13 protein-coding genes, 2 tRNA genes and 3 pseudogenes are annotated in these 13,162 nt (G+C 71.3%); 8 read left to right on the plus strand and 10 right to left on the minus strand.

The window, feature by feature from the left end:
• The first annotated feature begins 54 nt into the window (after window positions 1-54).
• The 4 genes and pseudogenes from ACQP04_RS00970 to ACQP04_RS00985 all read left to right on the plus strand — a co-directional run.
• Window positions 55-144: transfer RNA gene (locus tag ACQP04_RS00970), tRNA-Ser, on the plus strand.
• A gap of 61 nt (window positions 145-205) precedes the next feature.
• Window positions 206-278 (plus strand) — tRNA-Arg (locus tag ACQP04_RS00975).
• Window positions 279-392: 114 nt separating this feature from the next.
• A complete protein-coding gene (locus ACQP04_RS00980) occupies window positions 393-584 on the plus strand; it encodes a hypothetical protein (RefSeq protein ID WP_433505207.1) in 192 nt (63 codons plus the stop codon).
• Between the two features lie 275 nt (window positions 585-859).
• Window positions 860-1,720, plus strand: a pseudogene (locus ACQP04_RS00985) (IS1380 family transposase); the annotation flags it as partial.
• A gap of 280 nt (window positions 1,721-2,000) precedes the next feature.
• Here ACQP04_RS00985 and ACQP04_RS00990 read toward each other — a convergent pair.
• The 3 genes and pseudogenes from ACQP04_RS00990 to ACQP04_RS01000 form a co-directional block, all read right to left on the minus strand.
• Complete coding sequence (locus tag ACQP04_RS00990) at window positions 2,001-2,519, minus strand: zinc-binding dehydrogenase (protein ID WP_433505208.1); 519 nt, start codon at window positions 2,517-2,519, stop codon at window positions 2,001-2,003.
• A gap of 113 nt (window positions 2,520-2,632) precedes the next feature.
• Window positions 2,633-2,707 (minus strand): annotated as a pseudogene (locus ACQP04_RS00995) (hypothetical protein); the annotation flags it as partial.
• A gap of 429 nt (window positions 2,708-3,136) precedes the next feature.
• Window positions 3,137-3,334 (minus strand): hypothetical protein, encoded by a 198-nt coding sequence (locus ACQP04_RS01000; RefSeq protein ID WP_433505209.1) that lies wholly within the window; start codon window positions 3,332-3,334, stop codon window positions 3,137-3,139.
• A 658-nt stretch (window positions 3,335-3,992) separates the two neighbouring features.
• Between ACQP04_RS01000 and ACQP04_RS01005 the strand changes: the two genes are divergently transcribed.
• Window positions 3,993-4,352 carry a MerR family transcriptional regulator gene (locus ACQP04_RS01005; protein ID WP_433505210.1) on the plus strand — a complete coding sequence of 120 codons (360 nt, stop codon included), beginning with the start codon at window positions 3,993-3,995 and terminating at the stop codon, window positions 4,350-4,352.
• Between the two features lie 744 nt (window positions 4,353-5,096).
• On the opposite strand, the gene ACQP04_RS01010 is transcribed toward ACQP04_RS01005, so the two are convergent.
• The 6 genes and pseudogenes from ACQP04_RS01010 to ACQP04_RS01035 form a co-directional block, all read right to left on the minus strand.
• Window positions 5,097-5,297, minus strand: a complete 201-nt coding sequence (locus tag ACQP04_RS01010) for a cold-shock protein (protein WP_433505211.1) — start codon at window positions 5,295-5,297, stop codon at window positions 5,097-5,099.
• A gap of 871 nt (window positions 5,298-6,168) precedes the next feature.
• Window positions 6,169-7,167: an NADP-dependent oxidoreductase gene (locus ACQP04_RS01015; protein WP_433505212.1), complete on the minus strand. Its 999-nt coding sequence runs from the start codon at window positions 7,165-7,167 to the stop codon at window positions 6,169-6,171.
• 52 nt (window positions 7,168-7,219) lie between these two features.
• On the minus strand, window positions 7,220-7,831 hold the full coding sequence (locus tag ACQP04_RS01020; protein WP_433505213.1) for a TetR/AcrR family transcriptional regulator: 612 nt from the start codon (window positions 7,829-7,831) through the stop codon (window positions 7,220-7,222).
• Between the two features lie 38 nt (window positions 7,832-7,869).
• Window positions 7,870-8,079, minus strand: a complete 210-nt coding sequence (locus tag ACQP04_RS01025; protein ID WP_433505214.1) for a hypothetical protein — start codon at window positions 8,077-8,079, stop codon at window positions 7,870-7,872.
• Window positions 8,064-8,225 carry a hypothetical protein gene (locus tag ACQP04_RS01030; protein ID WP_433508525.1) on the minus strand — a complete coding sequence of 54 codons (162 nt, stop codon included), beginning with the start codon at window positions 8,223-8,225 and terminating at the stop codon, window positions 8,064-8,066. The genes ACQP04_RS01025 and ACQP04_RS01030 overlap by 16 nt, the downstream gene beginning before the upstream one ends.
• A gap of 264 nt (window positions 8,226-8,489) precedes the next feature.
• A pseudogene (locus ACQP04_RS01035) lies at window positions 8,490-8,804 on the minus strand (HPP family protein); the annotation flags it as partial.
• 194 nt (window positions 8,805-8,998) lie between these two features.
• Here ACQP04_RS01035 and ACQP04_RS01040 point away from each other — a divergent pair.
• Window positions 8,999-9,244 carry a hypothetical protein gene (locus tag ACQP04_RS01040; RefSeq protein ID WP_433505215.1) on the plus strand — a complete coding sequence of 82 codons (246 nt, stop codon included), beginning with the start codon at window positions 8,999-9,001 and terminating at the stop codon, window positions 9,242-9,244.
• A gap of 71 nt (window positions 9,245-9,315) precedes the next feature.
• Window positions 9,316-9,756, plus strand: a complete 441-nt coding sequence (locus ACQP04_RS01045; protein ID WP_051736999.1) for an ATP-binding protein — start codon at window positions 9,316-9,318, stop codon at window positions 9,754-9,756.
• A gap of 22 nt (window positions 9,757-9,778) precedes the next feature.
• Here ACQP04_RS01045 and ACQP04_RS01050 read toward each other — a convergent pair whose 3' ends face one another.
• Entirely contained in the window at window positions 9,779-11,338 is a 1,560-nt protein-coding gene (locus ACQP04_RS01050; protein WP_433505216.1) for an ArnT family glycosyltransferase, read from the minus strand.
• A 147-nt stretch (window positions 11,339-11,485) separates the two neighbouring features.
• Between ACQP04_RS01050 and ACQP04_RS01055 the strand changes: the two genes are divergently transcribed.
• Window positions 11,486-13,123: a sigma-54-dependent Fis family transcriptional regulator gene (locus ACQP04_RS01055; RefSeq protein ID WP_433508516.1), complete on the plus strand. Its 1,638-nt coding sequence runs from the start codon at window positions 11,486-11,488 to the stop codon at window positions 13,121-13,123.
• Window positions 13,124-13,162: the final 39 nt, after the last annotated feature.

A 13,162-nucleotide genomic window follows, 5' to 3' on the forward strand; every position in this document is an offset into this window, starting at 1 on the left:
AACCCCCTCCGGGCCGTGTGTACTCTTGGACCCGCTGGAGGCCGAGAGGCCCCGGGAGGCTTCGCCTAGTCTGGTCTATGGCGCCGCACTGCTAATGCGGTTTGGGGTCACCCCCCATCCCGGGTTCAAATCCCGGAGCCTCCGCGCTGGCGTGGGTCGACTCTCGGGTCGGACACGGCATGTAGTACAACTGAATGCGGTACATGCGCCCGTAGCTCAACGGATAGAGCATCTGACTACGGATCAGAAGGTTAGGGGTTCGAATCCCTTCGGGCGCACACCACGGAATCAGGCCCTGACCAGCGAGTTTGGTCAGGGCCTGACTCGTTCGCGGTCGTCGATGTGGATCACGATCCACGGCTTGATCCACAAGCGTTGCTAGCTTCCAGCCTGTGACCGCCGTGGAGGAGCCGCCGAAGCCGCGGCAACGGGGCAGCATCCGCCGGATGCGCGACAGGTTCCAGGTGCGCGTGTCGGCCGGCGAGGACCCCAGCACAGGCGAGCGGATCATCCTCACGGACAGCATGCCGATCGAGCTGCCGGGCAACGCACGCTCGGAGCGGGGCGGCGCAGAAGGAGGCTGAGAAGCTCCGTACGCGCCTGCTGGCCGATGCCGACGACCTTAAGGTGGCTCGCACCCGCGCGACCGCGGGGGCGCTTCTGGACCGTTGGATGGCCCAGCATGAGATCGACCCGACCACGCGCATGACGTACGAGGCGCAGATCCGGATCTACATCCGGCCGAAGCTCGGAGACGTGCCGCTGATCTTGTTCGTGCGCGAGGCCGCCGAGCGGCTCGAGCCGTTCTATGCGCGGCTGCGGAAGTGCCGCGGGCTCTGCGACGGCAAGCCCTTCGTCGGACCACGGGCCCGACGGCACCGGCGAGCCCCTCGCCGCGCTGCTGCGACCCGGCAACGCCGGGGCGAACACCGCCGCCGACCACATCACCGTCATCCGCGCCGCCCTGCGCCAACTCCCCGACCACAAGCCCGGGAACCGGGCCGGCCGGAAGGTGTTGATCCGCATCGACGGCGCCGGTGCCTCGCACGAGCTCCTGGACTGGCTGCACGGGCAGCGTCTGTCCTACTCGGTCGGGTTCGGGCTGACCCAGCAGCTGGTCGACCCGCTCGTCGCCCTCCCCGGCAGCGACTGGCAGGCCGCCTACAACGCCGACGGCGAGCCCCGCCCGGGCGCCTGGGTCATCGAGGCCACGGGCCTGATGAACCTGGCCACCTGGCCCAAGTGGATGCGGGTGATCGTCCGCAAGGAGCGGCCGCACACCGGTGCGCAGCTGCGCCTGACCGACCCGGACGGGCTGCGGTACACCGCATTCGCCACCAACACCCGCCCCGGCGGCCCCAGCCGCCAACTCGCCGACCTCGAGCTGCGCCACCGCCGCCGGGCCCGAGCCGAGGACCGCATCCGCGCGGCGAAGGACACCGGGCTGACCAACCTCCCGTTGCACGACCTGGACCAGAACCACATCTGGCAGGCGGTGGTCGCGCTGGCGTGTGAGATCACCGCCTGGACCCAGCTGCTCGCCTTCACCGAGCATCCGGCGCGCCGCTGGGAGCCGAAGCGGCTGCGGCTGTTCTCGATGCCCGCCCAGATCGCCCGCCACGCCCGCCGGGTCGTGCTGCACCTGCCCGCTCACGCACCCTGGACCGGACTGCTCTGCGACGGCATCACCCGGCTGCGCGCCCTCACCGTCCCCGGCTGAGCCCTCGCCCACCGACACAACGACCCAGGAACCCGTCCGGAACCGTGGACCCGGCGCCCCGAGCGACCTCGGCCGAACTGTCACACCCACCAGGCACAATGCCGACATCCGCACCGGCCAGACCGGTGTCGATCACGACAGCGGCTCAGGACGAAAGATTCGGGCTAGCGGCGCTCAGGCGCAGGAGGCCTGAGTAGCAGCGTCGACCCTGAACGGTGCACTGCCATTGAGACTCGAAGAAACTGCTTTGGGCTGGCGCTGTTGGCCTGTTCCAGGGCGCTCAGGGGCGCACGCGAATGACGGTCTTGCCCTTGCGCCGCTCGGTCGGGTTGAGCGCGGGGATGGCCTCGTCGAGGGTCGCGACGGTTCCGACGTGCGTGCGAAGGCGCCCGTTTCGCACCCGGTCGACGATCTCCCGCAGCTGACTCGGAACGGACTCTACGACGAAGTCGACCGCCAGGCCGTCGACGGGGCGAGCGTCGACAGGTCCGACCACCGACACCAGCGTCCCGCCAGGGCGGATGATGCGCGCCGAGCGCCTTTGGATATCACCGCCGATGACATCGAAGACCAGGTCGACCCTGCCGATGTCGTCGAGATCCTCGTGGTTGAGGTCGAGGAACTCGTTCGCGCCGAAGTCGAGCGCCGCCTGGCGGTCGCCGCCCGGCCGGTACCGATGATGTAGGCGCCGAACTCCCGGGCGAGCTGGGTCACCACAGATCCGACCGCGCCGGCGGCGCCGTGTGCCAGGACGCTCTGCCCCGCCTGAAGACGACCGTGCTGGAACAGGCCCTGCCACGCGGTCAGGCCGGAGATCGGCAGACTCGCACCCACCATGTAGTCGACGTTCCCCGGCAGCGGCGCAAGATTGCGTGCCTCCACGGCCGCGTACTCGGCCAGCGTTCCATCGCGGTGCCAGTCCGCGATCCCGAACACCCGCTGTCCCAGCGAGAGGCCCGTCGTGCCGTAGCCGAACGAGGAGACCACTTCGGCGAACTCGTGGCCGATGATCGCCGGGGCGCGATCGTGACCGGAGCGATCGACCCACGTCGAGGGCCGCCCGGGCGGCCCCGCCAGCTCGACGCGGGGCCTTAGAGGCGGTAGACGCCGGACACGGCCGGCGCGGATTCCGCGTCCAGCAGAGTGAAGTGGACGCGGCCGCCCGGGGGCAGACTGTGGCTGTCCCCACCGTCGAGCTGGTCACGACGCACGGAGCATCTCCGGCCGTCGTCGAGGACGATGAGGCCGACACCCTGCTGGGGTCGAACCACTCGACGGTTCCCGTCGCCATGTCCGCCTCCTCGCGCCACGGCTGCGACGTACTCATCGGGCGAAAGGCCTCGACAGACTCTTCACCGGACAGTACGCGCACCACCCTGACGGGCCGGATCCTCCCGGCGGAGCGCGGTGAGCGGGTCAGCCCGCCCGGTGGTCGTCGGCCCCCAGTCCTAGCATGTCGAGCAGCTCGCGACAGTCGGCCGCGTCCGTGGCCCGATCGGCGACGATCCGCGCCGCCTTGACGCTCTGCCTCCGGCACGCGATCTCGTACGCAGCGGTTTGCGCCGCCCACTCGCTGGGTTCCTTCAAGGAACGGTCGGTTCCGAGCCGCGTCATGGGTACTCCTCGAGCCGGCTCAGCACTCGCCGAGCGCGCGCGGAGCGCGACTCCTGGCGACGGCGGCCTGTGCGGTGAGTCCGACCATGGTCCCCGTGCTGTCCGACCTGACCAGATCAACCTAACGCGTCGCGGAGAGATCGTCACGGACCCGGGCCCAGATCGTCCCCAAGATCACCATTCAGCCGCCCTCCCGTGACCGAAGGCAGGGAGCGGGCTTCACGGCCCGCGGCGCTGGCGCACCTCGCGCCCCCCAGGAAAATCTCACCCCCCCGAGGTAGACATCCGCGCACGGCTGTGTGTAGTGTCCTCCGCGTTGAAGCGAGAGAAGATCAGCACGGGAGATGACGTAACTACCCGTGAAGCAACACCAGCAAGTCGCAACACCAGCAAGTCGCAACACCAGCAGGTCGCAACACTGAGGAGAAGGGAAAGCGGCTCACTGTCAGACCCGCTACCGGCCGCGTGGCCGGTGGGTATCGTCTCGTCGGAACGGAAGGTGATTCTCGGTTATTACGCGGATGCGTTTTCCCGCAGAAGTTGGTTTCAGTGTCCTGCGGGTCGAGAAGACCGACGTTCGAGTCGGTTGATGGTGTGAAGAGCTAACCCCTGGGGCCCCGGTGCGACTGCGCCGGGGCCCCTCGTCTGTGGAGGTGGAATGACCCGAGACCCGAAAGCCGCGGCTGACAAGTTCGACGACGAGCACTACCCCGCCTACACGATGGGTCGAGCGGCGGAGATGCTCGGTACCACGCCTGGGTTTCTCCGCAGCCTGGACGAGGTGAAGCTGCTCGTCCCGCAGCGTTCGCCCGGGGGACACCGTCGCTACTCCCGCTATCAGCTGCGGTTGGCCGCCCGGGTCCGGGCGCTGGTCGACGAGGGCACGGGCCTAGAGGCGGCGTGCCGCATCATCATCTTGGAGGATCAGCTCGAGGAGGCGCGGCGCATGAACACCGAGCTGAACCGGCGCGTCCAGGCGAGCGGGTTCACGGTGACCAGCGCCTCCGAATCGTCCTGATCCGGCGACACTGACCTCGACCAAGACCGCGCAAATGTTCGACCTGCGCAGCCGAGCCGCTCACCGTCGCGTCGCACGCCGTAGGCGTCGAGTAGGTCTCGGGCAGGTGGTTGTCGTGGGTGGTCTCGAAGCACGCACCTGATGGCGGCCAGCGCGAGGCACGCCCGCGGCCAATCCGCTGGGTCCTCGGCTGTGGGCGGCGGCGGAGTGGGTTGAGTGGCGTGGGGGCTGCCAGCGGAATCAGTGGACTCGACCGGTTCCCACTCGTCGCTGACCGGCTGCTCGGTCGCCCGAGAGGGTTCTTCAGCAGGTCGACTGGCTCGGCAGCGCTGCCTGCGCGCTCGGCCGTGGGCTGATCTTTCAGCCGCGCACGGTGTCGAACGGAATGCGAGGGCCGCGCGGGGCGGGCTTGCTGCGCTCCACGGAGGGAGGGTCGCTCAGCGACGTCGTGCCGGTTGGCTCGGCTCCCCGGACCTGGCCCGCTTGCAGCTCATCGCAGCCCACCCCACCCGATTCAGGTACGGCGCGTGGACGTGGCGAGGAAACGACGCGACGACGCTGCGGGCGAACGCACGCGAGGGTCGCGGCGCCGGGCTGGGAACGGTGTCGAGCGGAGATGAAAGGCTCCTCGCCGGTTCTATCAGGTATCGGTGACGATCACGTGCTGAAGGCAAAACAGATCCGGCGATGGTGCCCGCTGAACGCGGGACACCACCGCCGGGTGAGAGTTCGGCTGGTTCCGACTCAGATGAGTACGGTGGAGGCCTGCGGCCCCTTGGCTCCCTGGGTGACCTCGTAGGACACCGCCTGGTTCTCGGTCAGCTCCCGGAACCCGGACGAGTCGATCGCCGAGTAGTGAACAAACACATCGGCGCCGCCGTCTTCCGGGGCGATGAAACCGAAGCCCTTTTCGGCGTTGAACCACTTCACAGTTCCACGGATCATGTGGTGCTCCTCGTTGCGTAGCGTTGGACGGAACAACCACGCCCGTGGCTGCCCGGGTCAAAGTGATTCCCAGACGGCAGCCAACTTCAGCTACACCAAAGACAGCGAATCCGCCCGCATCATCATCCTGCGAGCGCGCCCTAAAACACGAACATCAGAACTACGGTGACCGAGATCAACGCTACACGCCCGCCGCCCCACCACCAAGCCCAGAAGCGGGATACGCGGACCCGCTTGGCCACCGACCGTGCCCCCACGCCCTGCCGGGGCGAGCCGCAGTTGGCGGAGCGAGCAGCACGTTCGTCTGACCTCAACTGTGGTCGAGCACCCCACACCCAGACTGACAGTGACAGCCCTCACAGAATCCAGTGACTGCCGGACGGGCTGCGGAAGGCCGACGAGACCAAGCGAATCATCGACCGACTTCACACTCTGCCGGGTACCGGGAGTTCGCTTCAGGCTGAGAGCCCCACGACGAGCGAGTAGAGCCCGCGGAGCGGGAGGCTCCCGGCTCGGCCAGGTTTGCTGTGACCGATTCTGCTGTGACCGATTCGCGGCGCCGGCTCCCCTCAGCTCAGTCCTCTGGCTCTCGACACCCCGTGACCGGCTTACCGTCGTCCGGTAAGCCCCTCGGTCCGGAACCCCGTGCAATACCCGATCGCGCCCATGACTGCCCGCTCCGCCGAGCAGATCCCACCGGGCCGAGCTGGCGACACGAACCCAAGTTCAACGGCTTCCTTAACTGAACTCCACGATCGGGTGGGTGCGTCGGGCTCCGGCCTCAGCCCGCGTCTTTGCAGGCTACTTCTGGGCGTTCCGGTCGCTCGGGCGGAGCAGAGAGCGTGCACAAGGACCTGCAGGATGCGGCTGGTCACGCGATCGTGACGACGATCTTGCCCTTGGCGCGGCCGGAGTTGACGTAGTCGAGTGCGGCGACGGTGTGGTCGAAGTCGAAGATTCGGTCGACGACGGGGCGGATCGCACCGGCGTCGACCAGGGCGGTGATCTCCCGCAGCTGGTCGCCGTTCGCCCGCATGAACAGGAACGAGTAGCGCACCCCCCTGCCGCGGGCTGCGTGGCGGACCTTGTGGCTGAGCAGTGCCATCACCGGGCCCAGCAGCGGCTTGCCGAGCTGCCTCGCGAAGTCCGGGTCGGGTGGGCCGCCGATGCCGATGGCCAGGCCGCCGGGTCGCAGGACCCGCAGGGACTTGTCGAGGTTCTCGCCGCCGAGTGGGTCCAGGACGACGTCGACGTCGCGCAGCAGCTGTGCGAAGTCGTACTTCTGGTAGTCGACGACGAGGTCTGCGCCGAGGTCGCGAACCCACTCGACGTTGGGTGTGCTGGTGGTGGTGGCGACGTAGGCGCCGAGGTGTTTGGCCAGCTGGATCGCGATCGTCCCGACGCCGCCCGATCCTGCGTGGACGAGGACCTTCTGGCCGGGCCGGACGTTCGCCTTCTCGACCAGGGCCTGCCATGCGGTGAGCGCGACCAGCGGCAGCGAAGCCGCTTCGACCATCGTCAGGCCGGCCGGCTTGAGCGCCAGGTCGCCCTCGTCGATCGCGATCAGCTCGGCGAAGGTGCCGATGCGCTCCTTGTCCGGCCGCGCGTAGACCTCGTCACCCGGCGCGACCTTCTGCACCCCGGGTCCCACCCGCTCGACGATCCCGGCGAGGTCGTTGCCGAGGACGAAGGGCGGCTTGTAGGGCAGGAAGAGCTTGAACTCGCCGGCCATGATTTTGGCGTCGAGCGGGTTCACGCCCGCGGCCAGGATCCGAACCAGTACGTCGTGGTCGCCGATCTCCGGGTCGGGCAGCTTCCCGGCCCGCAACGTGCTGTCCCTGCCGTACCTGTCGACGAGGAAGGCCCTCATGTCAGGTCCCTTACCGTGCGTTGAGGGGGCGTCGCCCCGGGGGATGGGGGTGTCACCGGTGCGGCACGTCGGCGGAGGTGACCTCGGTGCTCCGGTCGCGAAGGGTGGCCAGCGCGTTCTGCGCACCCCGTTCGAGGAGGTCGTCGGAGAGCTGCGGGTCGGTGACCGCGCGGGCCATCTGCAAGGTCCCGACCATCCCGGCGAACGCCGCGAGGACCCGGACGCGAGCCGAGGACGGGTCTCCGGGTTCGAACCGGGCCGCGATGACGTCGATGACACCGAGCACCCCGTCGGTGAACACGTGGCGGACCGTGTCGTCGCAGCGGCCGATCTCGTTGAGCAGGGCCGCGGACGGGCAGCCGTCGCCCGGGTGATCGCGATGCTCGACCGACAGGTAGGCCCGGACGAGCTGCTCGGCGCCGGAGGCGGGAGGCAGGTCGGCGATGGCCTCGCGCTGTGTGCCGAGCTGGTCGGCGACCACGCTGGCGACCCGCTCGTCCTTGGAGGCGAAGTGGGCGGAGAACGCGCCGTTGGTCAGCCCGGCGTCGGCCATGAGCGTGGCAATCCCGGAGCCGGTCACGCCGTCGGTCTTGAGCCGGCGCCCGGATGTCTCCACGATGCGCCGGCGCGTTCGCTGCTTGTGTTCCTTCCCGTACCGCGCCATCGCGCCTCCTTCTCCTCGGTCGTCCTCTTCGGTCGTTGTCAACCCACCATCTTGTTCAGCTTGCGGATCTGCCCGTCGAAGAGCCGGGCGGGCGCGATCCGGCGAAGCGTGCTGACCCGGCCTGCTCGCGAGCCGGCGGTGTAGCGCAGTTTCGGTTTCGGGTCGGTCGCGGCGGCGACGATGGTCGCCGCCACGACGGTCGGGGCGTCGCCGCCCATCACAGCGTCGCCCATCACTTCGTCGAACACGGCACGCCGCGGTGCGTAGACCGGGTGGGGTCCTCGGCGATCACGGCGTTCGACTCGAACGCGGTGCTGGTGTAGGCAGGCTCGACCAGCACGACGCGGACGCCGTGCACTCGCCGCCGACCGGACGGGGTGTCGTGCACCTCCACCCGTGGGCTCGCCGTGCCGCCGGACGAGGGCCTGGGTCTCGACCTCGCGGAGCAGGAGCCCGAGGTCCTCACGGCTGATGTCGAACGCCTCGCCGACCTCGTCCAGCGCGGTCCACGTCCTCGACGCGGAAGCGGCTGCGGCGCTCCGCGGGGTCGGCCCGCCGCGTCCGGTGCGGGTAGGCGTGGCCGGGCCGGAGGCGAGGAACGGGTCGTCGACGAGGGCCAGCACTCCCAGCCCGACCAGCGTCGACGCACGTTGCCGCCCACGACCGACCACGGCTGCGCGAGGGGGCTCGCGGGAACCGCGAACACGAGCACGGCCGACGCGCCGATCGGCGCCACGAGGTACAGGAGGGCCGCCGTGTGCCCCACGACGATCGCCCCGAGCAGTGCGGTGACGCAGAGCGCGGCGAGCGCCCCGCCGCAGGCGAACATCCGGTCGCGGAGGGTGGCTCCGGCGAGGATCGGGCGGAAGCGACCGACTCGACCCACTCGTGCACCGCCCTGCCCGTTCGTGCTGCCCCGTCCGTGCCGTCGGCCGGACGGCGACGGGGATCCGATGTGACGGAGAGATGACATCGCAGCTCACCATCGAACCGGCCCGGACCGTCCCGTCCGACCGGCCCGCCCGACAGGAGGGCCCGGCCGGGCCGGGACATGGGCTTTCGGGCGTGGCGGGCGCACACTGGGTGTGCGCACCACTGCGTGATCCCGATGACAGCGGGTGGTGCCGGTGGATCTTCCGGGGTGAGGGTGATCAGGGGGTACGGGCGATGGTCTCCAGGCAGCCGCCGGCCGAGCGGCACACGTGGACCGCGGCCGAGCAGGCCGAGCTGGACAGGCGGGCCCGGGCCCGCCGCCGCGTGCTCGGTCTCGCGGGGACGGACCGCACGCCCGGGCTCGACGTCGAGGGCGGGCGCGAGCTGGTCGAGGTGGTCGGGCCCGAGGCGGCCGGGATCCCCTCGCCCGCCGAGGAACCCGTCGTCGTGGAGGTCCCGGAGCCGCGCGCGCCGAGCTGACCGGCACGGGTGATCGGGGCGGCGTCCGGCCAGCGGTCGCGAAGGGCCCCGGGGTTCGTCATCCTCGGGGCATGGCGGACGACTCGGGCTTCTACAGCATCCGGTTCGGCGCGGACCCGGTGCAGCTCGCCTTCTTCCGGGCGGGGCTGGACCGCTGGCTCCAGGCGCTGGAGTGGCCCGAGGCCGAGCGTGTCGACGCGATCCTGGCCGTGAGCGAGGCCTGCACCAACGCGGTCAAGCACGCCTACGCCGGGGGCGTCCCCGGGGACGTTGAGGTCGTCGGCCGGCTGGTGGCCGGGCCCACGCACCGCCAGGTCGTCGTGACGGTGCGGGACGAGGGCGTGTGGCGCCCGGACCACGGCGAGAAGGGCTACGGGATGAGCGTCATGCGCGGCTGCATGGACCGGGTGTCGATCCGCCGGGACGACGCGGGCACCACCGTCACGCTGGTCAGCGTCCCCGTGCCGTTGCTCGGCGCCCCTGACGGCTCGGGGCTGGCCGCCGCCGAGTGAGGGGCCGCTCAGGAGGCGCCGCTCAGGAGGCGCCGCGGAGGGCCCAGACGTCGCAACCGTCGAACGCCGAGGTGCGGACCTGCTCGGCGTTGTCGCGCAACCAGCTCGCCAGCGGCCCGGTGAGCCGGCCGGGCACCGGGTTCACGAACCAGCGGGCCCCCTGCGCCTGCATGCCCGCGAGCCGGGCCGGCTCGTACTGGTCCGCGGCCAGCACCCAGCCGTACCGGTCGGCCCGGTAGAGGATCACCGGCTCCTGGTAGTTGTTCGCGACGCCGTCCATCGTCGTGGTGCTGTCCGTGCCGACGACCACGAGATCGCCGGGCCGGGACACCGCCGCCAGCTGCGTGGCGCACGTGCCGAGGGCGCCGGCGTCGGGATCGAACGACTGCCGGAAGACGTTGACCGACTGGGCGCCGAGCGCCAGCACGGCCAGCACCCCGAGCGCCGCGACGAGGCGCGGGCCGAGCCGGTCGCGCAGCAGCCGCTGAGCCGCGACGACGCCGATGCCGGTCGCGACCGCGGCGTAGGGCAGCGAGTAGACGTGGTACTGGATGCCGAGGTCGGAGCCGCTGTAGCGGCCGACCGCGAAGTAGTAGACGACGAGCGCGACCGCGCCGGCGAGCAGGAACGGCGCGGCCGGTGCCCCACGGCGGTGCCGCCACAGCCACACCGCACCGAGCAGCGCGAACGGCACCCCGACCACGCCGTAGATGAACAGCACCTCGCTGCGGAGGTTGCCGAGGTAGAAGTCGGCGCCCAGCCACATGGCGAGGTTGCCGAACTTGTCGTCGCCCCCCGAGATCACGCCGAAGGTGTTGCCGTAGGTCTCGTAGAGGCCCGAGGCGTGCCGCAGCCACAGCGCGGGCAGCACGAGCGCGGCGAGCCCGGCCAGGTAGACCGAGGGCCGGCGCAACCGGTCGCGCGCCGCGAGCAGCAGCCACAGCGCCATCACGAGTCCGACGTGCAACGAGGTCGGCTTGGCCAGCCCGGCCAGCGAGACCGCCCCGGCTGCCGCCACCAGCCACACCGGCCGGTCCTCCTGCAGCCAGCGGCAGAAGGCCAGCAGGGCCAGCAGCGTGAACGCCAGGACGGTCGCCTCGGGCATGAAGGCCGTGCCCCACCGCATGAACGCCGGCGAGACGGCCCAGGCGATCAGCGCCCACCGGGCGGCCGTCGGCGGCAGGATCCGCTTCGCGAGGCCCCAGAACGCCGCGGTGGCGAGCAGCATGAAGGCCAGCGACACCAGCCGGCCGAGGAACTCGTGGTCACCGAAGAGCGTGTAGAGGATGCCGGTCAGCCACGGCATGATCGGCAGCTCGGACTCGACGTAGCCGGGCCCGTTCCCGCCCCAGTTGATCTGGGGCATGAACAGGTTCAGGCCGTGCTCGGCGTAGTTGCGCGCCATCGACGCGGTGTCCGACTGGCGCCAGATGTCGCCGGGGTAGGTCAGGGGGCCGAAGGCGCGCACCACCGACAGGACGGTGACGACCCCGAGCACGAGCACGGCGACGCGACCGAGCAGATCCGGCCGCGGGCGCTCGGGAGCCACGGCCGTCGGAGGGCGGTCGATGTCGAGCTGCACCCGTCACATCGTGCACACGTCGCCTGTGGTGACCCTGAGGACCCCTCGCCACGTCGGCTCGGAGTCGACGGATGCGTGCCGCGGCATAAGATCGGTGTCGACTCCCCAACCGTCGGATCCCGCAGCGAGGAGGGTCCGGGCTTGTCCGTGCTCCGTCCCGAGATCGCCCAGTCCTGGCATCGCATCGAGTCCTGCGGGCTGGACCCCGCCGCCTGCATCGACGTCGGTGCGGTCGTCGAGCCCGATCCCGGCACGCGCCTGCGCCGCGCGGCGGGCCCGGTGCTCACCGCGCTCGAGGGGCACCTGCGCGGGTCCCGGTTCGCCCTCGTCCTGGCCGACCGGGAGACCCGGCTGGTCGACATCCGCTTCGGCTCGCCCGAGCTGGAGCCGGTGCTGCAGTCCGTCGGGGTCGTGCCGGGCCAGCTGTTCACCGAGCAGGTCAGCGGCACCAACTCTGTGGCCACGGTCGCCGAGCTGCGCCGCGGGATCGCCGTCGTCGGGGCGGAGCACTACCTGGAGTCGCTGAAGCGGTTCGCCTGCCACGGGGTGCCGATCCGGGACCCGCTGACCGGGCGGCACGCCGGCGTCCTCGACATCACCTGCCTGACCGCCGACGCGAGCCCGCTGCTGCGGCCCTTCCTGCTCGGCGCCGCCCAGCAGATCGCCGACGGGATGCTGGTCGAGGCCCGCGGTTCGCACCGCCGGGTGCTCGCGGCGTTCGAGGCGGCGCGGCTGCGGGCGGCGGGGCCGCTGGTGGCGTTCGGGCCCGATCTCGTGCTGACCAACGACGCCGCGGCGGATCTGCTGCAGCCCGTCGACCACGCCGCGCTCCAGGCCCTGCGGCACGGCCGGCCGGGGGCGGTGCACACCGAGGTCGAGCTGGCGTCGGGCCGGCGGATGGTCGCCCGCGTCGAACCCGTCGGCGGCGGGGGCTTCCTCGTGGAGCTGGAACGGCCGGAGCGGCCCTCGGTGGTGCGCGTGGCGGTGCCCGTGCCGGACCGGGACTGGCACGCCGAGCTGCGGCCGCGGATCCTGCGCTACCGCGCGGAGCAGGCGAACGTGCTGGTCCTCGGCGAACCGGGCACGGGCCGGACGACGGTCGCGACCCGGCTCGCGGGCGCGGGACCGGTCGCGGTGCTGGCCGGCGCCCACGTCACGGTGGCGGAGACGCACGTGCCGCTGGCCGAGGCGACCGGCGGAGGCACCCTGCTGGTCGAGGACGCGCACCTGCTGGCCCCGGCGGTCGCGGCGCACCTCGGGCACGAGGCGGACCGGCGGGGCGTGCGGCTCGTGCTGACGGCAGGCCACGACGGCCTGCCGCCCGGGGAGACGGCCGCGTTCGGGGCCCGGTGTCCGGTCCGCCTCGAGCTGCCGACCGTCCGCAGCCGGCGCGACCGGATCCCGGCCCTCGCCGGCGCGCTGCTGCGGGAGCGCGCCGGCGGCGCCGTCCGGTTCACCACCGGCGCGCTCCGAACCCTCGCCGCACACGACTGGCCGGGGAACCTGCGGGAGCTCGCCACGGTCGTCGGGTACGTCGCCGGGCGGCGCTCGGCGGGCGACCTCACCGAGGGCGACCTGCCGCCGGGCTACCGGGAGGGGCCGCGCGAACCGGTCCCGGGCGCCCTGTGGCAGGCGGAGCGGGACGCGATCGTCCGTTGCCTGCAGAGCTGCGGGGGCAACAAGGTGCACGCCGCCCGCCGGCTCGGGATCAGCCGCACCACGCTCTACCGCCGGATCCGCGAGCTGCACATCGACCCGGAGGCGCTGCGCGAGCGGCCGGCCTGAGCGCGCGGCGGGACCGGTCGACTCCGGTCCCGCCGCGGC

The sequence above is a fragment of the Pseudonocardia halophobica genome, assembly GCF_050948485.1.
GTDB lineage: Bacteria > Actinomycetota > Actinomycetes > Mycobacteriales > Pseudonocardiaceae > Pseudonocardia > Pseudonocardia halophobica.

What these genes read in the sequence shown, in the direction of transcription:
- ACQP04_RS01000 (WP_433505209.1), bottom strand. Translation starts at nt 3,334, where the DNA reads ATGACGCGGCTCGGAACCGACCGTTCCTTGAAGGAACCCAGCGAGTGG.
- ACQP04_RS01045 (WP_051736999.1), top strand. Translation starts at nt 9,316, where the DNA reads ATGGCGGACGACTCGGGCTTCTACAGCATCCGGTTCGGCGCGGACCCG.
- ACQP04_RS01020 (WP_433505213.1), bottom strand. Translation starts at nt 7,831, where the DNA reads ATGGCGCGGTACGGGAAGGAACACAAGCAGCGAACGCGCCGGCGCATC.
- ACQP04_RS01005 (WP_433505210.1), top strand. Translation starts at nt 3,993, where the DNA reads ATGACCCGAGACCCGAAAGCCGCGGCTGACAAGTTCGACGACGAGCAC.
- ACQP04_RS01015 (WP_433505212.1), bottom strand. Translation starts at nt 7,167, where the DNA reads ATGAGGGCCTTCCTCGTCGACAGGTACGGCAGGGACAGCACGTTGCGG.
- ACQP04_RS01040 (WP_433505215.1), top strand. Translation starts at nt 8,999, where the DNA reads ATGGTCTCCAGGCAGCCGCCGGCCGAGCGGCACACGTGGACCGCGGCC.
- ACQP04_RS01010 (WP_433505211.1), bottom strand. Translation starts at nt 5,297, where the DNA reads ATGATCCGTGGAACTGTGAAGTGGTTCAACGCCGAAAAGGGCTTCGGT.